The sequence below is a fragment of the Aquabacter cavernae genome (assembly GCF_003993795.1).
Taxonomy (GTDB): Bacteria; Pseudomonadota; Alphaproteobacteria; order Rhizobiales; family Xanthobacteraceae; genus Aquabacter; species Aquabacter cavernae.
In genome coordinates, this window is sequence record NZ_RWKV01000011.1 from 35,644 (window position 1) to 57,546 (window position 21,903).

At 70.2% G+C, this 21,903-nt stretch carries 18 protein-coding genes, 1 tRNA gene and 1 other RNA gene; 12 read left to right on the forward strand and 8 right to left on the reverse strand.

Annotated elements, in window-relative coordinates; translation table 11 throughout:
* Positions 1–23 precede the first annotated feature (23 nt).
* Positions 24–1,166, reverse strand: coding sequence for a 3-dehydroquinate synthase (gene aroB / locus EJJ38_RS13075; RefSeq protein ID WP_127090590.1), 1,143 nt, complete (start codon positions 1,164–1,166; stop codon positions 24–26).
* A gap of 10 nt (positions 1,167–1,176) precedes the next feature.
* Positions 1,177–1,788, reverse strand: a complete 612-nt coding sequence (locus tag EJJ38_RS13080) for a shikimate kinase (protein ID WP_127090591.1) — start codon at positions 1,786–1,788, stop codon at positions 1,177–1,179.
* A gap of 146 nt (positions 1,789–1,934) precedes the next feature.
* Here EJJ38_RS13080 and EJJ38_RS20325 point away from each other — a divergent pair, with 146 nt between their 5' ends.
* The 6 genes from EJJ38_RS20325 (at position 1,935) to EJJ38_RS13105 (ending at position 5,957) form a co-directional block, all read left to right on the forward strand.
* Positions 1,935–2,078: a hypothetical protein gene (locus tag EJJ38_RS20325; RefSeq protein ID WP_164738501.1), complete on the forward strand. Its 144-nt coding sequence runs from the start codon at positions 1,935–1,937 to the stop codon at positions 2,076–2,078.
* Positions 2,075–2,998 carry a site-specific tyrosine recombinase XerD gene (locus EJJ38_RS13085; RefSeq protein ID WP_127090592.1) on the forward strand — a complete coding sequence of 308 codons (924 nt, stop codon included), beginning with the start codon at positions 2,075–2,077 and terminating at the stop codon, positions 2,996–2,998. Before EJJ38_RS20325 ends, EJJ38_RS13085 begins: the two co-directional genes overlap by 4 nt.
* A gap of 58 nt (positions 2,999–3,056) precedes the next feature.
* Positions 3,057–3,415, forward strand: a transfer-messenger RNA (tmRNA) gene (gene ssrA / locus EJJ38_RS13090).
* A gap of 107 nt (positions 3,416–3,522) precedes the next feature.
* The gene (locus EJJ38_RS13095; protein WP_127090593.1) at positions 3,523–4,122 is read left to right on the forward strand and encodes an SspB family protein; all 600 of its coding nucleotides are present in this window, start codon (positions 3,523–3,525) and stop codon (positions 4,120–4,122) included.
* A gap of 72 nt (positions 4,123–4,194) precedes the next feature.
* The gene (locus tag EJJ38_RS13100; RefSeq protein ID WP_127090594.1) at positions 4,195–5,439 is read left to right on the forward strand and encodes a flavin monoamine oxidase family protein; all 1,245 of its coding nucleotides are present in this window, start codon (positions 4,195–4,197) and stop codon (positions 5,437–5,439) included.
* Entirely contained in the window at positions 5,436–5,957 is a 522-nt protein-coding gene (locus EJJ38_RS13105) for a dihydrofolate reductase (protein WP_127090595.1), read from the forward strand. Before EJJ38_RS13100 ends, EJJ38_RS13105 begins: the two co-directional genes overlap by 4 nt.
* A gap of 130 nt (positions 5,958–6,087) precedes the next feature.
* Here EJJ38_RS13105 and EJJ38_RS13110 read toward each other — a convergent pair whose 3' ends face one another.
* Both EJJ38_RS13110 and EJJ38_RS13115 read right to left on the reverse strand, forming a co-directional pair.
* Complete coding sequence (locus EJJ38_RS13110) at positions 6,088–10,053, reverse strand: AsmA family protein (protein ID WP_127090596.1); 3,966 nt, start codon at positions 10,051–10,053, stop codon at positions 6,088–6,090.
* A gap of 46 nt (positions 10,054–10,099) precedes the next feature.
* Positions 10,100–11,512 (reverse strand): FAD-linked oxidase C-terminal domain-containing protein, encoded by a 1,413-nt coding sequence (locus EJJ38_RS13115; protein WP_127090597.1) that lies wholly within the window; start codon positions 11,510–11,512, stop codon positions 10,100–10,102.
* Positions 11,513–11,730: 218 nt separating this feature from the next.
* Between EJJ38_RS13115 and EJJ38_RS13120 the strand changes: the two genes are divergently transcribed.
* The 5 genes from EJJ38_RS13120 to EJJ38_RS13135 all read left to right on the forward strand — a co-directional run bounded on the left by EJJ38_RS13120 (position 11,731) and on the right by EJJ38_RS13135 (position 16,163).
* Complete coding sequence (locus EJJ38_RS13120) at positions 11,731–12,240, forward strand: thioesterase family protein (RefSeq protein ID WP_127090598.1); 510 nt, start codon at positions 11,731–11,733, stop codon at positions 12,238–12,240.
* Positions 12,241–12,436: 196 nt separating this feature from the next.
* Entirely contained in the window at positions 12,437–12,610 is a 174-nt protein-coding gene (locus EJJ38_RS20330; RefSeq protein ID WP_164738502.1) for a hypothetical protein, read from the forward strand.
* A 402-nt stretch (positions 12,611–13,012) separates the two neighbouring features.
* Positions 13,013–15,076: an FUSC family protein gene (locus EJJ38_RS13125; RefSeq protein WP_127090599.1), complete on the forward strand. Its 2,064-nt coding sequence runs from the start codon at positions 13,013–13,015 to the stop codon at positions 15,074–15,076.
* A 12-nt stretch (positions 15,077–15,088) separates the two neighbouring features.
* Complete coding sequence (locus tag EJJ38_RS13130) at positions 15,089–15,295, forward strand: DUF1656 domain-containing protein (protein WP_127090600.1); 207 nt, start codon at positions 15,089–15,091, stop codon at positions 15,293–15,295.
* Position 15,296: 1 nt separating this feature from the next.
* Positions 15,297–16,163 carry an efflux RND transporter periplasmic adaptor subunit gene (locus tag EJJ38_RS13135; protein WP_127090601.1) on the forward strand — a complete coding sequence of 289 codons (867 nt, stop codon included), beginning with the start codon at positions 15,297–15,299 and terminating at the stop codon, positions 16,161–16,163.
* A gap of 15 nt (positions 16,164–16,178) precedes the next feature.
* Here EJJ38_RS13135 and EJJ38_RS13140 read toward each other — a convergent pair whose 3' ends face one another.
* A complete protein-coding gene (locus EJJ38_RS13140; protein ID WP_127090602.1) occupies positions 16,179–17,096 on the reverse strand; it encodes a LysR substrate-binding domain-containing protein in 918 nt (305 codons plus the stop codon).
* A gap of 131 nt (positions 17,097–17,227) precedes the next feature.
* On the opposite strand from EJJ38_RS13140, the gene katG reads away from it, so the two are divergent.
* A complete protein-coding gene (gene katG, locus EJJ38_RS13145; protein ID WP_127090603.1) occupies positions 17,228–19,399 on the forward strand; it encodes a catalase/peroxidase HPI in 2,172 nt (723 codons plus the stop codon).
* Between the two features lie 104 nt (positions 19,400–19,503).
* On the opposite strand, the gene EJJ38_RS13150 is transcribed toward katG, so the two are convergent.
* The 3 genes from EJJ38_RS13150 to EJJ38_RS13160 all read right to left on the reverse strand — a co-directional run bounded on the left by EJJ38_RS13150 (position 19,504) and on the right by EJJ38_RS13160 (position 21,804).
* On the reverse strand, positions 19,504–20,616 hold the full coding sequence (locus tag EJJ38_RS13150) for a linear amide C-N hydrolase (protein WP_127090604.1): 1,113 nt from the start codon (positions 20,614–20,616) through the stop codon (positions 19,504–19,506).
* Positions 20,617–20,971: 355 nt separating this feature from the next.
* Positions 20,972–21,047: transfer RNA gene (locus EJJ38_RS13155), tRNA-Glu, on the reverse strand.
* A 43-nt stretch (positions 21,048–21,090) separates the two neighbouring features.
* Complete coding sequence (locus EJJ38_RS13160; protein WP_127090605.1) at positions 21,091–21,804, reverse strand: YggS family pyridoxal phosphate-dependent enzyme; 714 nt, start codon at positions 21,802–21,804, stop codon at positions 21,091–21,093.
* Between the last annotated feature and the right edge of the window lie 99 nt (positions 21,805–21,903).

Sequence of the window (21,903 nt, forward strand, 5' to 3'; positions counted from 1 at the left end):
GGCGTCAGATGGCCGAGCCCGCCTCAGGCGGTGCGCATGTCCTGGAGGAAGGCGCGCACCTGCGCCCCGTCCACGTCCTTGGCGATGAAGGCTTCGCCGATGCCGCGCGTCAGGATGAAGGTCAGCGCGCCCCGGCTCACCTTCTTGTCCTGGGCGATGAGCGTCATGAGCCCGTCCGTGTCGGGCAGATCGCCCGGCACATCGGCGATACGGGTGGGCAGGCCGACGCTCTCCAAATGCCGCTGCGCGCGCACCGCGTCCTGGCCGGTGCACAGGCCGAGGCGGGCGGAGAAGGCGAAGGCGAGGCACATGCCGATGCTCACCGCCTCCCCATGGAGCAGGCGATGGGAGAAGCCCGCGCCCGCTTCCAGGGCATGGCCGAAGGTGTGGCCGAGATTGAGCAAAGCGCGGTCGCCCGTCTCCTTCTCGTCGCGGGCGACGATGGCGGCCTTGGCGGCGCAGCTGGCCGCCACCGCCTCGCCGCGCGCCTCGCCCCCGGCGATCACCTCGCGGCCCTTGGATTCCAGCCAGGAGAACAAGGCGGCGTCGCCCAGAAGGCCGTATTTGGCCACTTCCGCATAGCCCGCGCGCAGTTCGCGTGCCGGCAACGTATCCAGAGCGGCGGTGTCCGCCACCACCAGGACCGGCTGGTGGAACGCGCCCACCAGATTCTTGCCCTGGGGCGAATTGATGCCGGTCTTGCCACCCACGGAGGAATCCACCTGGGCCAGCAGGGTGGTGGGGGCCTGGACGAAATCCACGCCCCGGCGCAGCACGGCGGCGGCAAAGCCGGTGAGGTCGCCCACCACGCCACCGCCCAGCGCGAGGACGAGGTCGCGCCGCTCCACGCGGGCGGCGATCAGCCCCTCGGTCACCTGTTCCAGGCCCGCATAGGATTTGGTCTTCTCGCCCGGCGCCACCACGATGGCGGAATGGGCGATGCCCGCGCCATCGAGCGCCTGTTCCACGGTGGCGAGATGCGTGTCCGCCACGTTCCGGTCGGTGACGATGGCCACCCGCGCGCCGGGGCGCAAAGCGGCGATGCGGGTGCCGAGGCTCGCGAGCAGGCCGGGGCCGATGGCGATGTCATAGGCCCGGCCGGACAGGTCCACGCGCACGGTGCGCAGGCCGGACGTGTCGGCGGGACTGGCGGGGGCGGCCGTCATGGAAAGGTCCTCAGGAAGGGTCGGAAGGGGGCGCGTCCGTCCCCCCGTCCAAATGGCGGGTGGCGGCGGTGATCACCTCCGCCACCACGGATTCGTGCGCCACCTCGCGGGATTCCACGGTCACATCCGCCAGGGCATAGACATGCTCGCGCGCCTCCAGCAGGGCGGCGAGGCGTTCGGCGGCATCCCCGCCGGTCAGGAGCGGGCGGTCATTGCGCTTCTTCACGCGCCGCAGCAGGGTGGGCAGGTCGGCGCGCAGCCAGACGGACAGGCCATTGTCCTTCACCCCGGCGCGCGTCTCCTCATTCATGAAGGCGCCGCCGCCCGTGGCGACCACCGCCGGGCCGTTCTGCAGCAGCCGCGCCACGACCCGGCGCTCGCCCATGCGGAACTCGGCCTCGCCGCGGCTCGCGAAGATTTCGGGAATGCTCATGCCCGCCGCCTTCTCGATCTCGTCGTCGGCATCGAAGAAGGGCAGGCCGAGGCGCTTGGCGAGGCGGCGGCCCACGGACGACTTGCCGGCACCGGGCATGCCAACCAGGACCAGCGTCCGGCGGCCGAGACGCGCCCGCAGCACTTCGGCGGCGGCGTCATGTCCCTCTCCCACTGCCTCGCTGGTCACGTCCGCGACCCCTTTCCCGCTTGATCCCGCATGATCTCGGCCCCGCCAGTAGCACCGCCTCCCCGGTGCGGCAATGCGGTTGAAAGCACGGCGCGGCCATGCGACGAGAAGCTGTCCTCCCACTGAAGCTGATTCGGGCACGACATTTGGCAAGCCTCGTCCGAGTTCTCGTGGTCATCGCCATCCTCGCCGGCTGTGCCTATGGCGGGGCGTGGTGGCTCGCCAACAGGGTCGAGCCGGTGGTGCGCGACGTCACCTTCACCGTTCCGGCGGACAAGTTCTCCAAATGACCGGCGCGGGGCCCCTCGCCCTGTTCCTTGACATGCAGGCGGTGGAGCGCGGGGCGAGCGCCAACACGCTGGACGCCTATCGCCGCGACCTGTCGGACCTGTCGGAATTCCTGAGCGGGCAGGGCACCAGCCTCGCCGCCGCCGAGACCGGGGCGCTGCGCGCCTATCTGGCCGATCTCGACGGGCGGGGCCTGAAATCCACCACCATCGCCCGCCGCCTCTCGGCCCTGCGCCAGCTTTACCGCTTCCTCTATGCGGAAGGGCACCGGGGAGAGGATCCCGCCGCCATCCTGGAGGGGCCGAAGCGCGGGCGGCCCTTGCCCAAGGTGCTTACGGTGGAGGATGTCAGCCGCCTCATCGAGACCGCCCATGCGCGGGCGGGCGCGGCGGCGCGGCCCACCGAGCGGCTGCGGCGCCTGCGCACCGTCTGCCTCGTGGAGATGCTCTACGCCACCGGCCTGCGCATTTCCGAGCTGGCCGCTCTGCCCGCCAGCGCCGCCCGCACGCGGGCCGATGCCATCATCGTCACGGGCAAGGGCGGCAAGGAGCGGCTGGTGCCCTTGGGCGCCGCCGCCAAGGCGGCCATGGCGGCCTATCTGGACGCGCGGCGGGAGGCGGGGCTGGATGCCTCCAAATGGCTGTTCCCCTCCTCCGGCGCCACCGGCCACCTGACGCGCCAGCATGCCGCGCTCGACCTGAAGGACCTGGCCCTGGCCACGGGCATCGACCCCGCCTGCCTCTCCCCCCACGTTCTGCGCCATGCCTTCGCGAGCCATCTGCTGGCCCATGGGGCGGACCTGCGCATCGTGCAGACCCTGCTGGGCCATGCCGATATTTCCACCACCCAGATCTACACCCATGTGCTGGACGAGCGCCTCGCGGGCCTCGTGCGGGACCTGCATCCGCTCTCGGACGGATAGGCCGGGAAACGCCGCGCGGGCGCGAACCGTGCACAGGCGCGGGCGAATTCCCGCGTCGCCTCTTTCATCATGACGCGCCCGCCCTTATATTCATGGGGCCGGCGCAAGCCGGCTATGGCGATAAACGGTTGTCGGAATAAGCCTTTCGGACCCGGGGGCAGTACCCGGCGCCTCCACCCCAGCCCATCGGCACCGCCGTTGGGCTGCGGCGGGGGCGAAACAGGATCGACGAGGGTGTAAAGGGCTTTCTTTCGCTCGGCATGGTTCCGCCGATATCGGGCCGACCTATAGTTGCGAATGACAACTATGCTCCGGTTGCTCAGGCCGCGTGAGCGGTTTGACGATCGAAATCAAAGTCCTACCGGGTAGCACTGGATAGGCGGGGTTCGGAGGCACCTGGCAACAGAAGCCTCCACTTCCTTTTGGCCGCGGGACCTGAAGGGAAGGCGTCCTTCTTGTGTTTGGTCGGCGGGCGGGGTTCATCTTCCGCCGCGGAGCAGGCGTTCCCGGCTCGGTTGCGCGCGATGGCTTCGACGGATCACATCAGGTACGACCTTCTGGCTCAGGACGCCCTGCGCGGCGTGGTGCGCCGGGTTATTCAGGATGTGGCACGGGACGGACTGCCCGGCGACCATCATTTCTTCATCGCCTTCGACACCCGCGCCCCCGGCGTGCGGCTCTCCCAGCGCATGCGGGAGAAGTATCCCGAAGAGATGACCGTGGTGCTCCAGCACCAGTTCTGGGATCTGGTCGTGAGCGATGTCGCCTTCGAGGTCGGCCTCTCCTTCGGCGGCGTCCCCGAAAAGCTGGTGGTGCCTTTCTCCGCCCTCAAGGGCTTCTTCGACCCCTCCGTGAAGTTCGGCCTGCAGTTCGAGCTGGCGGAAGAGGCGACCGCCGGCGAGGCGGATGCGGAGAGCCCGGACACGTCGGCGACGCCGTCCATCGGCACCATTTCTTCCGTGCGGTCCACCGTTCGCGGTGCGGCGTCCGAGCCCGTGGTGGCGAGCGGCACGCCCGTAACCCCCGCGGCGGCCTCCAACACGCAGGACGGCGATACGCCCGAGGACGAGCGGCCCAGCGGCGGCGCGGAAGTGGTGCGCCTCGACGTGTTCCGCAAGAAATAACGCCTCCACATAATCCTGCCGGGACACCGGCCGCGCGGCTGTCCCGCATCTCCTTCGCTACCGGATAAGGTCATGCCTGCCGAATTCGACGTTGCCGTCATCGGAGCCGGTGCGGCCGGGCTTGCGGCGGGCCGCACGCTCCAGGCGGCGGGGGCGCGGTTCGTGGTTCTGGAGGCGGCCTCCCGCACCGGCGGGCGCGCTTATACCGACATCGAGACGTTCGGCCGCCCCTGGGACATGGGCTGCCACTGGCTGCATGCCGCGCGCACCAATCCCTTCGTGCCCATCGCCGATGCCCTCGGCTTCACCTATCGCGCCACCTCCACGCCTTTGGTGCGCCATCTCTGGCAGGCGGGCAGCTGGGTGGACGCGGACCAGATCGCGGCGGCGCAGGAGGCGGTGGACGACGCCTTCGAGGGCGTTCGCGCGGCCGGCGCGGCGGGACAGGACATCGCCGCGAGCGCGGCCGTGCCCCTGGACGGCCCGTGGGGGCGCCTCGCGCGCCATTGGCTGTCCCTCATGACGGCGAGCCCGCCCGAGCGCATCTCCGCCCGCGATTTCGCGGCTTATGTGGACACGGACGCCAATTGGCCGGTGCTGGAAGGCTATGGCGCGCTGGTGCGGGCCCATGGCGCGAACGTGCCGGTGACGCTGGACTGCCCGGTCTCGCGCATCGACTGGTCGGGCGCGGGCGTGCGGCTGGAGACCCCGCGCGGGGATGTGCGTGCCCGCGCCGTCATCGTCACCGTGCCCGTGGCTGTTATCGCGGAGGGGCGGCTCGCCTTCACGCCGGACCTGCCGCCGCCTATGGCGGAGAGCTTTGCGGGCCTGACCCAGGGCATCGCGGAGAAGGTGGCCATCGCCTTCGACCGGGACGTGTTCGGCTTCACCGAGCGCACGGGCGTGACCGTGCTGGGCGAAGACCCGGTGAGCTTCCAGATCCTGCCCGGCCATCCGCCTTTGGCGGTGGGGCATATGGGGGGCGATTTCGCCGCCGCGCGCCTCGCGGACGGGCCGGGCGCCCTGGAGGATGCCATGCTCGATGCCCTGAAATCCGCCTTCGGCACCTCCATCGCCGCCCATGTCACCACGCGGCAGGCCACCGGCTGGGCGGCCGATCCCTTCATTGGCGGCGCCTATTCCAGCGCGCTGCCCGGGCGCGCCCATCTGCGGGCGAACCTGCTCCAAATGGTGGGCGAGCGCATCCATTTCGCGGGCGAAGCCGCGCGGGTCGATGATTTCTCCACCTGCCACGGCGCGCACCTCTCTGGAGTCGCGGCGGCCCGGCGGGCGCTGGACCTGCGGGTGGCGGCATGAGCGCGCCGCTGGCCCATATCGTCGCCATGGGCGAGAACGGCGTCATCGGGCGCGGACAGGCGCTGCCGTTCCGCCTGCCGTCCGATCTCAAGCGCTTCAAGGCCCTCACCTGGGGCAAGCCGCTGCTCATGGGGCGGCAGACCTTCCTGTCCATCGGCCGCCCGCTGCCGGGGCGCATCTCCGTGGTGGTGAGCGGCGATCCCGCCTTCACCGTGCCGGAGGGCGTGCGCCTCGCCCGCAGCCTGCCGGAGGCCCTCGCCCTTGCCGCGCAGGCCATGGGCGAGATGGGCGCGGACGAGGTGATGGTGATCGGCGGGCGCCGGGTGTTCGCCGATACGCTGCCGCTGACCGCGCGGGTGCATCTCACCAAGGTGCATCTGTCGCCCGAGGGCGACGTGATCCTGCCGCCCTACGACCCCGCACTCTGGCGCGAAGTGGCCCATGAAGGCCCGCTCCAGGGGCCGGGCGACGAGGCGCCCTTCACCTATGTGACGCTGGAGCGCCGCGCGGACGCCTGATCCGCCGGTGACCAGTCCTCAGCCGTTTCGTCCCGCCTTAGCGGCCCGGTCCTGTGGTGGATCGCGCCGGGGAGGCCGACGCTGCGCGGGCCCGCTCAGGCGCAGCGCGGCTCTCGGATTGGTGGGCATGTCATTGGCCGGGGAGGCCGACGGGCGGGCGCGGTATGGTGCCGAAGCCGCTCACCGCAGGCGCGCGATAGGGCAGGTCGTCCAGTTCCGGCCGCACGGCTTGGGGCTGGGCGAGCGGCTTGATGTCCTGGGGCGGTGCGAGCGGCGGGGCGGACCCGCCGGACGGCGCCGCGGCCGCTTGTCCCTGGCGCGGTTCCGCCGGGCGCGGTGTGATCGGCCGTGTCTCCACAGGGCGTGTCTCCACGGGCCGTGTTTCCGAGGGGCGTACCTCTGGGGCGCGTGGCGTCGTCGCGGCCCGTGCGGGCGGCGTCTGGGCGGGTACCGCCGGGTTGGGCGCGACCTGGACCGGGGCGGCCAGCGGCGGGGCCGATGGCGTCGGCGCGGCCTGGGACGGGGCGCTCGGAGCAGGCGCGGCCGGGGCGGGAGCCGCCTGGATTGGAGCCGCCTGGACCGGGGCACTTTGGGCCGGAGACGCCTGGTTGGGGGCGGCCGGGGCCGCCGCAGGCGGCGCGGCCGGGCTTGCTTGGGCCGGTGCAGTCGGGGCCACAGCCGGGGCCGCTGTTGCTGGGGCAGCGGGGGCCGGGGCAGGCGGCGTGGGCGCAGCCGGGACCGGAACCGCCGGGGTTTGGCCCGGAGCCGGCGCGGGCGGGTTTCCGGCGGGGGCGAAGCCCTGCCGTTCCTCCAGCCGCCGCGTCTCGCGCTCGATGGCCCGCATGGCGATGGCATTGGCGAGGGCGACGGCGGTGATGCGCCGCTCCGGGGCGGAGGCGGACCCGCGCCACTGGATCACCCCGCCCGCATCGGCGCCGCCCGGCTCGCTGGCATCCAGGGTGAGGCCGATATCCATGAGCAGCCGCGCGGGATCGAAGGTGCCGCTGAAGGTGGTGCGCACGGGCGTGTCGGAGACGCTGCCCGGCGGCAGTACGCTGGCCCGCGCGGGCGACAGGCGCATCGTGCCGTTCACCACGCTCAGGGCGCCTTCCACCTCTTCCAGCTTCAGGGGCCCGCGCTGCAGGGCGCGGTCGAGCATCTGGGCGGTGCGCCGTTCGTCCGGGGGCGCGCCGGCCGCGGTGTCGGCCAGCACGGCGGCGAGGGCGCGGGGGTCCACGCCGGGAATGGACAGGCCGGAAATGCCCAGCGTGCCCTGCCCGGACAGGCTCTGGACGAACAGGAGCGGGCTGCGGCCCGCGCCCACAAGGTCGAGCGCCAGATTGACCCGCCCCGAGGGCGGGGCGGCGGGCGACAGCGGCGCCAGGAGGGCTGATGACGCGACCCCCTCCAGAACCAGCCGCCCGTCTCCGGCCAACGAATCGGGACGGCGGCGCAAGGTGAGCGCGCCGGAGACGGTGCCCCCGCCCAGCGTGCCGGTGAGGTCCCGCACCTCCAGCACCTGCGGTTCGCTCACCAGCCCCACGCGCCCCTCGGACAGCACATAGGCATCGGACAAAGCCAGCCGCCGGGCGGCGAGGGTGAGCGACAGGCTGGCCTGAAGCGGGTTTGCAAGGTCGAACCGGGCGGCGGACCAGATGGCATTGCCCGCCTCCTGGCCCGAGGGCCGCGCGCCCCACAGGCCGATGATGCGGGCCAGGGACAGGGTTTCGGTGGTGAGGGTGCCGGTGATGCGCGGCACGGTCCCGCCGCCTTCCAGCGCGATGGCGCCGGAGATCGGAGCCCCCGCGACCGCGCCGTCAATGGCGTCGAACCGCCAGGCGCCGGAATCCCGCGCGAGATCGAAGCCGAGGCGAGCGGGAACCGGACCCATATTCAGGCCCGCCAGCAGGGTGAACACCCCGGCAAGGTCGGGGCTTTCGAGGCGCGCCCGCACGCGCGGCTCCAGCGTGCCGTCCGGCGCGAAGCGCACGGTGCCGCTGCCGGTGGCGAGGGTCTGCCCCAGCGCGAGGCGCCCCTCGAACCGGGCGCCCGTGGGGGCGGGGGTGAGGGTGAGGTCGAGCCGCCCGGCGCCCTGGCCCGGTTTCAGGTCCGCGATGCCCGCGACGCCAAGGGCGCGGGCGGCGTCGGTGGCGGAAATGGCCACGTCCGCCTTCTCCGGCGCGCCGCTCCGCCCCCGGGCGATCACCGCCCGGCCGGACAGGATGCCCAGCGTGCCTTCCGCCGAAATCTCGCTGCCGTCCGGCAGCCATCGGGCGCGGCTCGACAGCGCCACGGGGGCCGCGACGGGGGCGAGGCGCGCCAGCACATCGCCGGCCTCGGAGCCCGCCACGAGGCGGGCGAGAGGCACCATGCCGTCCGCCGCGCTCCCTGAGAGGGTGAGCGCGATCTCCCCTTCGACAGGGGCGGTGAGGCGCGCGAAGCGGCCGCTGCCGTCGATCTTCAGGCCCGCCAGATCCTCCACGCTGAACTGGCGCAGCGCCCAGCCGCCATCCACCGCGTCCGCCTTCAAGGCGAGGCGGCCGAGCGGCAGGCCGGAGAGGCGCAGGCTCTTGCCCTGGAGCGCCACCGTGCCCTCCAGCGTGCCGCCCATGGCGGACAGGCCACCGCGCGCGGCGGCGATCACCGGGTCGAGGTCCAGCCCCTCCAAGGCGAGGTCGAGGTCGAGGCGGGGCGTGGATGCGAGCGCCAGCACGGCCGAGCCGCTGGCCTTGGCCTCGCCCACGCTGAGCTGCACGCCTTCCGCCGCCAGCCGCTCCGGCCGGGCGGAGAGACGCGCGGACAGGCGGACGGGGGCCGTGAGCGCCGCCGCATAGGGGTCCGCGCCCTGGGGCGCCGCCCAGCGCAGGAAGGCGGACGGTTCCTGGGAGGTGACGGACAGTTCGCCGGCAAAGGTGGTGCCCGCGCCCGGCGCGGGCGTGCCCGACAGGCGCAGGGCAGTCTGGCCCGGCAGCTTGGCCTCGGCGGTGTCGATGCGCCAGCCGGAGGGCTGGCCGGTGAGGTCGAGCCGGGCGTCGCGCACCACCGTGCCGCCCAGCGTGAGCTGGTCCACGGCGGCGCCGATGCGGACGGGGAGGCCGGGCGCGGGAAGGTCCGCGAACACATGGCCGAGGGCGGCCAGCGCTTCGCCCGGCGTGCGCGGGGCGGTGCCCTGGGCCAGCAGCGGGTCGGCGTCCACCGCCCGCGCGTTCAGCACCATGTCGAGCCCCAAGGCGCGGCCGAAGGAGAGGCGCGCGGAACCCGCCAGTTGCACCGGGCGGGCCTCGTCGCCGAGCGACAGGTCGAGGCCCTCGGCCACCAGGGCCTCGGGGCTGAGCTTTGCGGTGGCGCTGATCCGCCACGGCAAAGCGGGCGGCGGGCCGCCGCGTGCCAGCGTGGCGCGGCCCTCGAAGCGGGGCGTGCCGCGATCGAGGCGCAGCAGGCCATCGAGGTCGGTGGTGAGCGCCTTCGCCTTGGCCTCCGTGATGAGCCGCAGGCGGGCGCCCTCGTCGGCAGGCTTGCCCACGGAGAGGCGCACCCCGTGGCGCTGCCCGAAGGCGGTGGCCTCGCCCTCCAGCCGCATGGGGCCGGACACGGCGCGCATCTCGCCGCGCAGGGTGACGTCGGACACGTCCACGGTCCGGTCGGCGGACCGGTCGATGAAGGTGAGCGTGCCGTTCTCCAGCGCCACCCGCTCCATGGTGAGGTTCGCGGGGGCGCCGGCACCCGTTGGGGCGACGAGGCGGCCCGCCGTGTCCAGCACGATGCGGATCTTGGGCTGGACCAGCACCACGCCGCGCGCCTCCCACTGCCCGCGCATGAGCGCGCCCAGGGAGAATTCCGCCCTCAGCTCGTCCACGGTGCCGCCGCTGGACACGCTGTCGGCGCCGAGGCTGACCGTGCGCAGCGTGAGGCGCGGGGAGGGGAGCAATTCCGCCTCGATGGGCCCCCGGATGAGCACCGGCACGCCCAGGACGCGGCTCGCCTCGCTCTCGAAGCTTGAGCGCCACGCGGTCCAGTCCACGACGAAGGGCGCCGCAAATGCGGCGCCGACCGCCAGCATGATCGCGGTGGCGATGGTGATGAGCAGACCCTGCACCGATGGCCCTCGCTTGGGTTTCCGCGCCGCCCCTTGGCCCGGTGCCTCAGATGGTGACGATCTTTCCCGGATTCATGATGTCCAACGGGTCGAATGCCCGTTTCAATGCGCGCATGGCATCGAGGGTTTCCGCGCCGTGCTCGGCGGAGAGATATTTCATCTTGCCCTGGCCGACGCCATGCTCGCCCGTGCAGGTGCCGTCCATGGCCAGCGCCCGCTCCACCATGCGGGACATGAAGGCCTTGGCCTTGGCCATGTCAGCCGGGTCGTCCACATCCACCATGAGCGTGGTGTGGAAGTTGCCGTCGCCCACATGGCCGACAATGGGCGCAATGAGGCCGCTGGCCTCGATGTCCCGCTTGGTCTCCATGACGCAGTCGGCGAGCCGCGAGAGCGGCACGCACACGTCGGTCGCCACCGCCTTGGCGCCGGGGCGCAGCGGCAGCACGGACCAATAGGCGTCATGCCGGGCCTGCCACAGGCGGGTGCGGTCTTCCGGCTTGTCGGCCCAGGCGAAGGCGCCGCCGGAATGGGCGGCGGCGATCTCCGCGAAGCGCTCCGCCTGCTCGCGCGCACCGGCATGGGTGCCGTGGAATTCCAGGAACAGATGGGGCGTCTCGGCAAGGCTCAGCTTGGCATAGGCGTTGGAGGCGCGGACCTGGACCTCGTCCAGAAGCTCGATGCGCGCCACCGGTATGCCCGACTGGATGGTCTCGATCACCGCATTGCAGGCATCGCCGATGGTGGGGAAGGGGCAGACCCCGGCGGTGATGGCCTCGGGAATGCCGTAGAGGCGCAAGGTAAGTTCGGTGATGACGCCGAGCGTGCCCTCCGCGCCGATGAACAGGCGGGTGAGATCGTAGCCGGCGGAGGTTTTCTTGGCCCGGCGGGAGGTGGTGATGAGGTCGCCATTGGGCAGCACCACCTTCAGCGCGAGCACATTGTCCTTCATGGTGCCATAGCGCACCGCATTGGTGCCGGACGCGCGGGTGGAAGCCATGCCGCCGATGGAGGCGTCGGCGCCGGGATCGATGGGGAAGAACAGGCCCTGGTCGCGCAGGTCCTCATTGAGGCGCTTGCGGGTGACGCCCGGCTCGATGACGCAGTCCAGATCCTCCCCATGGATGGCGAGGATGCGGTTCATGCGCGACAGATCGAGGCTGATGCCGCCGCGCGGCGCGTTCACATGGCCTTCCAGGGAGGTGCCCGTGCCGAAGGGAATGACCGGCAGGCGGTGGTCCCGGCACACGGCGAGGGTCGCCTGCACATCCGCCACGCTTTCCGCGAAAACCACGCCGTCCGGGGCTTCGTTGGGCAGATAGGTGGTGATGTTGGCGTGTTGCTCCCGCACGGCCTGCGAAGTCACGAGTTTGTGACCGAGCGCCTCGCCCAGCGCCGCGAGTGCCGATTCGACGGCGCGCCCGTGCGCCGGATCCACCTTGGCCTCCGCAGAAAACATTTAAAATTCCTTTAATTCGTGGGCCTACCGTCGGCTGCCGGCGCCAGACTAATCGTCATGGCGCAGGGCGCAAAGCGTTTCAGGGTCGCGCCACCACCGCGAAATCTGCGCGAACTTTCCGCAGCTTCGACATTTTTGCGCCAGATCAGGCCGTGACGATTGAGGCTCTACAGGGCACACTGCCTTAACGTCATGCAATGAAGCAACGGAGAGGTGCCATGGGCTTCCGAACCGACTTCGAGCCTGTCTTCTTCGCTCCCTTCGTCTCCTCGCCCATGGCGATCGAGCCGGAATGGGTCGAGACCACTGGCCATCTGGATATGGCTTACTCGTATCTGCTCTTCGAGCGCGCTCGAACCGAGGCGCTCGCCTTGTTGGGACTTGGCCTGCACTATGAGCGGGCGCGACGCTCGTCCTTCGCCACCACCGAGATCCAGGTGCGCCACCTGCGCGGCCCAGGCTCGGGCGGCCCGGTGCGGGCCACCGTTCGGCTGGTGGATTATGACGAGCGCCGCCTTCACGTCTTCCTCCAGCTTCACCGGGCCGACGAAGGCTGGGTGTTCGCGGTGAGCGAGCAGATGGTGGAGCATGTGGACATGGCCAGCGGCCGTTCCATTCCCTTTCCCGACGATGTGCTGGAGCGGATTTCCGGAATGAAGGCGGTGCATGCCAGCCTTCCCCTTCCGGATGCGTTCGGCCAGCGGGCGGGTATGCCGCTGCGCAGCTGAGTTCTAAGGGCGTTTGCCGGGCGGGTCGTGATGCGGCCCGGCCGAGGCGCGCCCGCGAGAGCGTCGCTTAAAAAACGACCACGCCCGCGTTTCATGCAGGTCAGCCATGCTGACCTATTTCTTCCGCTGCGATGCAGCATGGCCTATCATGCATCGCATCATGGCCATGGATGGCCATATCCAGCGGAGGTTCCTCATGAGCACGGTTACGCTGTCGTCCCGCAAGGGTTATGCCGCCCCGTCCGCGACGGCCCCCAAGGCGGGCTTCTTCGCGCGCCTGTTTGACGCCATCGTCGCTGCCCAGACCATCAAGGCTGAGCGTGAACTGGCCCATTACCTGCAGCGCACCGGCAAGAACCCGCTCAAGTGAGCGTGGCGTTCCCGGTGGCGTGACGGCGTCTCTTCGCGCCGTCACGAAACGTCCCTCATGCCCGGGCTGGCGCGTGTCGCGCCGCCCTGAGGGCCTGCGGTGAAGGTCATGCCCGTCCCGACAGTCCGGGGCGGTGCGTCTGTGTCACCTATCCCCTTCCCGCCGCCTGACGGCGGTCCCCGGCTCTCGCCGGAAGGGTCGATTCGGTTCGATCGACAGGGCCGCGACGCGCTCCGCGTGTCCCGCAGGCCGGGCCTCATCGTGCGGCTGTAGATCGAGCCGCCTCCCGTCTCGCCCGCTTTTGCAATCCGGCAACGTCCCGCCGAAATGTGGACGGCATAGCTCCCCGGCCTTGACGGATCGCTTCCGCTCCGCACCCTTGGCCCGTCATCCGGAGCTTTAATGACCGCCGCCGCCACAGACGCTCGCGCCGCCACAGACGCTTGGAGCCTGCAGCGGCTCCCGCCGGGCTGGGCGGCCCTCGTCTTCTCCGCGCGCACTTTCTTCGCGGCCATGCTGGCGCTCTATATCGCCTTCCTGGTCGGGCTGGAGCGGCCCGCCTGGGCCATGGCGACGGTCTATATCGTCTCCCAGCCCATTTCCGGCGCGGCTTTGGCCAAGGGCTTCTATCGCATCATCGGCACGCTGGTGGGTGGCCTGTTCACCCTCATGACCCTTCCGCTCCTGGTGGATGCGCCGGTTCTTTTGACCCTCGCGCTCTCCCTCTGGATCGGGGGCTGCCTCTATCTCTCCCTGCGCGACCGCACGCCCCGCTCCTATGTGTTCATGCTCGCGGGCTATTCGGCGGCCATCATGGGCTTTCCCAACGTGGATGCCCCGGTGGGCCTGTTCAACGTGGTGGTGACGCGGGTGCAGGAGATCGGCCTCGGCATCCTCTGCGCCACGGTGTTTTCGGCGCTGGTGCTGCCCCAGACCTCCCACGCCGCCGGGCTCGCCCGCATGCGCCAATGGCTGCGGAGCGCCGATGCGCAGGCCGCCGGGCTGCTGCGCGGCACCCTCACCCGCCAGGAAATGGCGTCGGGCGAGCGGGGCCTCGCGCGGGAGATCACCGCGCTCCAGGCGCTGATGATCTATCTTTCCTACGAGCCCGCCGTGTCGCGGGCCATGCGCGTCGTCATCCGCTCCATTCACGGCCATGCGGTGCTCATGCTGCGCCTGCTGGCCGAGATCCGCGACCGGCTGGTGGAATTGCGCCTGGACGGGCCCCTTGATCCCGCCCTCGCCGCGAGCCTGGAGCGGCTGGCCCTCTGGGCGGAGCGGGGCATCGATTCGGACCCGCAGGAGGGCGCGGCCTGCGCCCGCGCGCTCTCGGATGCGGCGCGGCGCGTGCCGGAGGGGGGCGAGGGATGGCGCGCCGCCACGCTGCTCAACCTTGCCGAACGGGTGAACGCCTATGTGGATGTGCGCGAGGATTGCCGCACCCTCTGGCAGGCGCTGAAGACGGAGCGGGCGCCCGATTCCTCGGCGCTGCGCGTGCCCGGCGCCGGGCCCATGTCCGCTCTGGCGCCCATCGATGCGGGCAATGCCCGGCGCGCGGCCCTGGCGCTCATCCTGGCGCTCTGGGTCAATGCCGCCTTCTGGATCCTCACCGCCTGGCCCGACGGCGCCACGGCCATGATGATGATCGCCATCGCCGCCAGCGTCACGGCCTCCCAGAGCCGGCCGGTGCCCGCTTTGTACGAGTTCATCTATGCCGCGCTCATCGCGCTGGTGCTGGTCTTCGTCTACCAGTTCGCCATCCTGCCCTTCGTGACGGACTTCGCGCAGATGTGCCTTGTCCTGTTCCCCGCCTTGCTGGTGTGCGGCGTGTTGATGGCGATGCCGCGCACGGCGGGTGTGGGCTTCGGCATCACCATCACCTTCACCACCCTGCTGGGCCTGCAGAACATGTTTTCCGGCGACCTTGCCGCCTTCGCCAACGGCAACAGCGCGGCGGTGGTGGGCATGTGCGTGGCGCTGGCGGCGGTCAGCCTGCTGCGGCCGCGCTCGGCCGAGCAGGCCGCCATCCGCCTGCTGCGCCACGGCTGGGAAGATGTGGCGGCCCTCGCCCGCCTGCCCGATGCCGCCGGACGCCAGGGCATCACCCGGCGGCTGGTGGACCGGCTCGGCCTGCTGGCGCCGACCCTGACGCCGCGCCGGGGCGATGACGGGGAAGTGGCCTTCGCCACCCTGTTCGCCGCCGAGGGCGTGCTGGCCCTCGCGCAATTGTCCCCCCATGTGACGGCGGCCGCGCGGGGGACGTTCGAGCGCCTGCTGGCGGACGTGGAGGCGCATTTCCGCCTGCTGGTCCGAGGCGGGCATCCCGACCCCTCCGGCCTGCTGGCCACGCTGGATTCCATGCGCGCGGAAATGGCGGGCGCGCCGGGTCCCCGGGCGGAGGCGGGCCTGTCCGCGCTGGTCTCCCTGCGGCGCGGGCTGATGCTGGGACAGGGGCGGGCGGCATGAGGGGAGGGGCGCGTGGCCACGTATGATTTTCTCGGCATCTATGTGCCGCAATTGCTGGTGGCCGCGCTCATCGCCGCCATCCTGTGCCTCCTGCTGGCCCGGCTCCTGGCATGGCTCGGCGTCTACCGGCACATCTGGCACCCGGCTCTGTTCAATGTGTGCCTGTTCATCATCCTGACGGCGCTTCTCGCGCTTCCCGCCAACATGTGGTGGTCCTGACATGAAGACTGTGATGCGTACCGCCGGCGGCGTGGCCGCGACCCTGGTCCTGCTGGTGGTGGCGGGGGGGCTGGGGCTGGCCCTGTGGCGCTATTACATGGAGGCGCCCTGGACCCGCGACGGCCTCGTCCATGCGGACGTGGTGGTGATCGCGCCGGACGTGTCGGGTCTGGTGAGCGAGGTGCCGGTGCGGGAAAACCAGGCGGTGAAGCGCGGCGACGTGCTGATCCGCATCGATCCCAGCCGCTTCACCCTCGCTCTGCGACAGGCCGAGGCGGATCTGGCGAGCAAGAAGGCGGCGAGCGACGAGGCCGCCTCCATCCTCACCCGCTACGAGAATGCCGGGGATCTCGCCGAGACCCAGGAGGCCGTGACCAACCAGCGCTATGCCGCCGCCATGGCCAAGGCCGCCTATGATCAGGCACTGGCCAGCCGCGACGTGGCCCAGCTCAATCTGGAGCGCGCCGTGGTGCGCGCACCGGTGAACGGGGTGGTGACCAATTTCGACGTGCGGCCGGGCGACTATGTGAGCACGGGCAAGGGCGTCTTCGCCCTGGTGGACACGGACAGCTTCGCGGTGGACGGCTTCTTCGAGGAAACCAAGCTGCCCGGCATCAAGGTGGGCGATCCCGCGCGGGTGACGCTCATGGGCGGGGCGACGCTCTACGGCAAGGTGCAGGGCATCGCGGCCGCCATTTCGGGCAACATCCCCTCCGACGGACGGCTCCTGTCCAACGTCAACCCGGTCTTCAACTGGGTGCGGCTGGCGCGGCGCATCCCGGTGCGCATCACGCTGGACGCAATCCCGCCCGACGCGGGCCTCGTGGCAGGCCGCACCGCCACCGTGGAAATCCTCGCCCGGCCCTGAGGAGGGGGCGGTTCGTCATCCCGCGGCAGTGCGTTCCCGCAGCAGTTCGGCGGAGGTGCGGACGGCTTCGGAGATCTGCACCAACTGCTTGGTGAGCGGGCTCGTCTTGCGCCAGACCATGCCGATGGTCCGCGAGGGCTGGGGATTGCCGAAGCGCGCCACGCAGACCGAGGCCGAGCGAGTCTCCACCCCCACGGCCATTTCCGGGAGCAGCGTGATACCGATGCCCGCATCCACCATCTGCACCAGAGTGGACAGGGAGCTGGCCTCCAGGAAGTCGCGCGGGGTCGCGCGGACGTCCACATGGCAGAAGGACAAGGCCTGATCCCGAAAGCAGTGCCCCTCTTCCAGCAGGAGGAGCCGCATCTCGCGCAGCGCATCGGGGGCGGGCACCGGCTTTCCCGCGTCCGTCCCGGGCCGCACCAGGACGAAGCTCTCGGTGAACAGGGGAATCTCGATCAGCGAGGGTTCCGAGGTGGGCAGGGCGACGATGGCGGTATCCAGCCGTCCGTCTTCCAGCTCCTGCAGGAGGCGCGGCGTCTGGGTTTCCCGCACATGGATGTCGAGGCCGGCATGCCGGCTGCCCAGGCTGCCCAGCAAGGTGGGCAGCAGATAGGGCGCGACGGTGGGGATGACGCCGATGCGCAGCCGCCCCATGAGCCGCTCCCCCGAGGCCCGCGCCAGATCTCCCAGTTCGTCGATGGAGCGCAAGATGTCGCGGATGCGGGGCGCGAACTCCTCCCCGAAGCTGGTGAGGCGCACCTGCCGGGCGTTGCGCTCGAACAGCTCGGTGCCCACCTCCTGCTCCAGTTCCTTGATCTGCATGGACAGGGCGGGCTGGGAGATGCCGCACGCCTCCGCCGCGCGCCGGAAATGGCCGTGACGCGCCAGCGCCTCGAAATAGCGGAACTGCCTCAATGTGACGTTTTTCATCAGATAATCTTATCACGGCAATCAGTAAATCGGAATTAATCTAATGAAGGAGATTTGCTAAGAGCCCTGCTGGGGGAGCACGGGACCGATCGACGGTCACGATTGCCTCGCAGCTTGGATCGGAGGGAAGCATGAACGCGACGACTGAGGACAGCACGGGCAAATGCCCGGTCGCCCACGGTAGCGCCGGTACCCAGAACCGCGACTGGTGGCCCAACCAGCTTCGTGTGGACCTGCTGAACCAGCATTCCTCCAAGTCCGACCCGCTGGGCGGGACGTTCAATTATCGCGACGAGTTCAAGAAGCTCGACTATGAGGCGCTGAAGAACGACCTGCGCCAGCTGATGACCGACTCGCAGGACTGGTGGCCGGCCGATTTCGGCAATTACGGCCCGCAATTCGTCCGCATGTCCTGGCACAGCGCGGGTACCTATCGCCTCGCGGACGGCCGCGGCGGCGGCGGCCGGGGCCAGCAGCGCTTCGCCCCGCTCAATTCCTGGCCGGACAACGTCAATATCGACAAGTCGCGCCGCCTGCTGTGGCCCATCAAGCAGAAATACGGCCAGAAGATCTCCTGGGCGGACCTGCTGATCCTCACCGGCAACGTGGCGCTGGAGACCATGGGCTTCCGCACCTTCGGCTTCGCCGGCGGCCGCGAGGACACCTGGGAGCCCGACCTGGACGTGTTCTGGGGCACCGAGACCGCCTGGCTGACCCATCGCGCCCTCGACAAGTTCGCCGAGCCGCTGAGCGCCACCGAGATGGGCCTCATCTACGTCAATCCGGAAGGCCCGGACCGGGACGGCGATCCGCTCTCCGCCGCCGCCTTCATCCGCGAGACCTTCGGCCGCATGGCCATGGATGACGAAGAGACCGTCGCGCTCATCGGCGGCGGCCACACCTTCGGCAAGACCCATGGCGCCGCTCCGGAATCCCACAAGGGGCCGGATCCGGAAGCCGCCCAGCTGGAGGCCCAGGGCCTCGGATGGGCCAGCAATTACGGCAGCGGTTACGGCGGCGATGCCATCGGCAGCGGCCTGGAAGTGACCTGGACGCAGACCCCCGCCCAGTGGAGCAACTTCTTCTTCGAGAACCTGTTCAAGTTCGAATGGGTGCAGACCCGCAGCCCGGCCGGCGCCATCCAGTGGGAAGCCAAGGACGCGGACGCCATCATCCCGGATGCGCACGACCCGTCCAAGAAGCATAAGCCCACCATGCTCACCACGGACCTGTCGCTGCGGTTCGATCCCATCTACGAGAAGATCTCCCGCCGCTTCCTGCAGAACCCGCAGGCCTTCGCCGAGGCGTTCGCCCGGGCGTGGTTCAAGCTGACCCACCGCGATGTGGGCCCGCGTTCGCGCTATCTCGGCCCGGAAGTGCCGCGTGAAGTGCTGATCTGGCAGGATCCCGTCCCCGCCGTGGATCATCCCCTGATCGACGCCGCCGATACGGCGGAACTGAAGGCGAAGATCCTGGCCACCGGCCTCACCGTCTCCGAGCTGGTGGGCACCGCCTGGGCCTCCGCCTCCACCTTCCGTGGCGGCGACAAGCGCGGCGGCGCCAATGGCGCGCGCATCCGCCTCGCCCCGCAGAAGGACTGGCAGGTCAACCAGCCCGAGCAACTGGAAAAGGTGCTCAAGGCGCTGCATCGCGTTCAGGGCGAGTTCAACCTGAACGCCACCGGCGGCAAGAAGGTGTCGCTGGCGGACGTGATCGTGCTGGCCGGCAATGTGGGCGTCGAGGAAGCCGCGAAGGCGGCGGGCCATGACGTGGCCATTCCCTTCTCGCCGGGCCGCACCGACGCCTCGCAGGCGGAGACGGACGTGGAGTCCTTCCAGTGGCTGGAGCCGAAGGCGGATGGCTTCCGCAACTTCCACAAGACCGGCTATGCGGTGCCCGGCGAAGTGGCGCTCATCGACAAGGCCCAGCTCCTGACGCTGACCGCGCCGGAGATGACGGTTCTGGTGGGCGGCCTGCGCGCCATCAACATCAATGTGGGCGGCGACGCCGTCCTCACCGAAAAGCCCGGCGCGCTGACGAATGATTTCTTCGTCAACCTGCTGAGCATGAGCACGAAGTGGACCGCGGCTCCCGACACCACCGATGTGTATGAGGGCCGGGACCGCAAGACCGGCGAACTGAAGTGGACCGGCAGCCGCGCCGACCTCGTGTTCGGCTCGAACTCCATCCTGCGCGCTTTGGCCGAGGTCTATGCCTCGTCCGACGCCAAGGACAAGTTCGTGACGGACTTCGTGGCGGCCTGGACCAAGGTGATGAACCTCGACCGCTTCGATCTCGCCTGATCGCAGACACGAATCCCGGCCGCCGATCTTCGGCGGCCGGTCTTCATCCCTGTTTCATACCGCCCCTGCCGCCATAGGCCGTGCCGCCCGGCCGCCGGGCCGTTTCAGGACTGCGCGGCGGTCGTCAGGGAGGCGGTCAGGTCGACGATATCGTTGCTCCGGTGCAGCGGGATCACCTTGGGCTCCCCCTGGTCGGCCAAGGCGCGGACATCATACTGGGCGAAGTTCAGGCCCGCATAATCGCGCACGAAGAGCAGCCCGCGATCGAGATCCGACAGGCTCGTCCAGGTGGTGAATTCGGTGGCATAGGCGGTGGTGCCGTCCGCATCGAGGCCGGCCACCTCCATATGGGCGCCGCCCGCCTCCGGATAGTCGATGGAGACGCCGCGCGGACGGTCGAAAGTGTTCATCACATGGGCCAGCGTGCGCACCGCCAGATCCGGCGTCGCCGCCTTCTCGGTGAACTCGGCATAATAGACCGCGCGCACGAACCGGCCGACCGAGGTGCTGGACGAGGGCAGGCCGGCGGTGGCGATGCCCGAATCCGGCTGCTGCGCCTTGTAGCCGCCGAAGCTGGCCGTGGAGCGGTCCACATTGGTGAGGAACGTGTAGTTGTCGAGGTTGGTCAGGTGCCAGTCGAAGCGCGGCCCGTTGGTCATCACCCGTACGGGGTTGTCGTAGAGCTGCATCTCGCCCTTGTGGAACTCGATCACCAGCGAGGCGCCGGTGGCGTCGTTGACCACATAATGGAAGGGCGAGACGGCCCCGCGCAGGATTTCCAGGGCTTCGAGCACCACGGGCTGCGTGGCGAGGGCATCCTTCACCTGCGCCACCGTGGCATAGCCGCCCAGAACCCAACTGCCGAGATCGGACGCCGCGAGCACGGCGCGGGTGGTCTCCACCCCCTGCTGCTGGCCGGCGGCGGCGGGATAGGAGAGCACGCTGAAGGTGAGGCCCTGCTCGTTCAGGCCCTCCACCACCTTCAGGTCGGCGATGCCCAGCGGCGTCTGCGCCGTGGGGATGCGGGCGGGCATGGTGATGGCGAGGAAGGCGTGGGCCACGTCATAGGCCAGCGCCGGATGTCCCGGCACGGCCGAGGCCACCTTGAAGCCCTTGGGGAAGAAAGCGAGCTGGTAGGGCAGATCGACGGTCAGCTCCAGCGTGCGCCCGAGATAGTGCTTGCCGGTCGCGTCACTGTAGACGAGCGCTGTGCACATGCTTGCATCCCCAATTGCCGAGGCCCCAGGAAGCGCGAGGCTCGGTCGTTTCTTGGCACACTTCCGGCCATGCGGAAAGATGGCGCCAGCCGCTGGCGCGGCCATAGGCCGGCGCGGTGCGCCTTCCCATAACCGTTTGACTTGGATCAAACTTTTCCGACCCATCGCCGCCGCTCCCGCCTCCGGGCCGGCGTCAGCTCGCGCGTGGGGGCGATGTGCTCGGCCCGGCAGGGGGCGGTCGGAAGCGGCGACCCCATGGGCCCGGATGCGCGTGACGCACGCCGTCAGGTGCGGCCTTTTTGCGTGACGGGGATCCGGCATGGCGGCAGCGGGCACGGGCTGCAGATGCGGCGCGTGGTGCTCCCAAGGGGAATCGAACCCCTGTTTTCGCCGTGAGAGGGCGACGTCCTAGACCGCTAGACGATGGGAGCTATCCGCGGAAGGCGCTCCGTATATCCGCGAACCGGGGCGGCATCAAGCGGGATTTTGCGCCGGCTGTGCCGCCGCAGGGCGGGTGCCGAAGATGGCGCTGCCCACGCGCACATGGGTGGCGCCCTGGCTGATGGCGGTGGGGAAGTCGCCGCTCATGCCCATGGAGAGGCCGGAAACCCCGTTGCGGGCCGCGATCTTCGCCAGCAGTGCGAAATGCGGCGCGGCGACCTCGTCCGCCGGCGGAATGCACATGAGGCCCTGAAGATCGAGCCCGTATTGCGCCCGGCAGGCAGCGATGAAGGCGTCCGCCTCCGGCGGGAGGATGCCGGCCTTCTGTGGCTCGGCGCCGGTATTCACCTGGATGAAGACCGGCAGGCGACGCCCCTGGCGCGCCATCTCGTCGGCCAGCGCCGCGGCGATCTTGGGGCGGTCCACCGTGTGGATCACGTCGAACGTCTCCACCGCCTCGCGGGCCTTGTTGGATTGCAGCGGGCCGATGAGGTGCAGGACCACATCCGGCGCCTCGGCGCGCAAAACGGGCCATTTGCGCTGCGCCTCCTGCACCCGGTTCTCGCCGAACGCCCGCTGGCCGGCGGCCAGAACGGGGCGGATCTCGGGGATGTCGAAGGTCTTGGAGACGCAGATCAGGGTCACGTCCTGGGGCGCGCGGCCCGCATCGCGGCAGGCTTGCGCGATCTCGGCGCGCACTGCAACCAGGCGGTTCGCCGCTGCCTCTGCGCCATTCGCGCCGTCCATGCCCCGATCCTTTCCGCCAGATGCCCGACGGGTGCCGGGGGGACTCACTTTTGCCCCGCGATAGCGTAAGAAGGAAGAGCTGACGTGAGCGGGCCTTCA

Excerpts from the sequence above, each read along its gene's own strand:
- EJJ38_RS20330 (WP_164738502.1), top strand. The coding sequence starts at position 12,437 with ATGAGCACGGTTACGCTGTCGTCCCGCAAGGGTTATGCCGCCCCGTCC.
- EJJ38_RS13120 (WP_127090598.1), top strand. The coding sequence starts at position 11,731 with ATGGGCTTCCGAACCGACTTCGAGCCTGTCTTCTTCGCTCCCTTCGTC.
- katG (WP_127090603.1), top strand. The coding sequence starts at position 17,228 with ATGAACGCGACGACTGAGGACAGCACGGGCAAATGCCCGGTCGCCCAC.
- EJJ38_RS13105 (WP_127090595.1), top strand. The coding sequence starts at position 5,436 with ATGAGCGCGCCGCTGGCCCATATCGTCGCCATGGGCGAGAACGGCGTC.
- EJJ38_RS13125 (WP_127090599.1), top strand. The coding sequence starts at position 13,013 with ATGACCGCCGCCGCCACAGACGCTCGCGCCGCCACAGACGCTTGGAGC.
- EJJ38_RS13095 (WP_127090593.1), top strand. The coding sequence starts at position 3,523 with ATGGCTTCGACGGATCACATCAGGTACGACCTTCTGGCTCAGGACGCC.
- EJJ38_RS13140 (WP_127090602.1), bottom strand. The coding sequence starts at position 17,096 with ATGAAAAACGTCACATTGAGGCAGTTCCGCTATTTCGAGGCGCTGGCG.
- EJJ38_RS13150 (WP_127090604.1), bottom strand. The coding sequence starts at position 20,616 with ATGTGCACAGCGCTCGTCTACAGTGACGCGACCGGCAAGCACTATCTC.
- aroB (WP_127090590.1), bottom strand. The coding sequence starts at position 1,166 with ATGACGGCCGCCCCCGCCAGTCCCGCCGACACGTCCGGCCTGCGCACC.
- EJJ38_RS13115 (WP_127090597.1), bottom strand. The coding sequence starts at position 11,512 with ATGTTTTCTGCGGAGGCCAAGGTGGATCCGGCGCACGGGCGCGCCGTC.
- EJJ38_RS13100 (WP_127090594.1), top strand. The coding sequence starts at position 4,195 with ATGCCTGCCGAATTCGACGTTGCCGTCATCGGAGCCGGTGCGGCCGGG.
- EJJ38_RS13085 (WP_127090592.1), top strand. The coding sequence starts at position 2,075 with ATGACCGGCGCGGGGCCCCTCGCCCTGTTCCTTGACATGCAGGCGGTG.
- EJJ38_RS13135 (WP_127090601.1), top strand. The coding sequence starts at position 15,297 with ATGAAGACTGTGATGCGTACCGCCGGCGGCGTGGCCGCGACCCTGGTC.
- EJJ38_RS13160 (WP_127090605.1), bottom strand. The coding sequence starts at position 21,804 with ATGGACGGCGCGAATGGCGCAGAGGCAGCGGCGAACCGCCTGGTTGCA.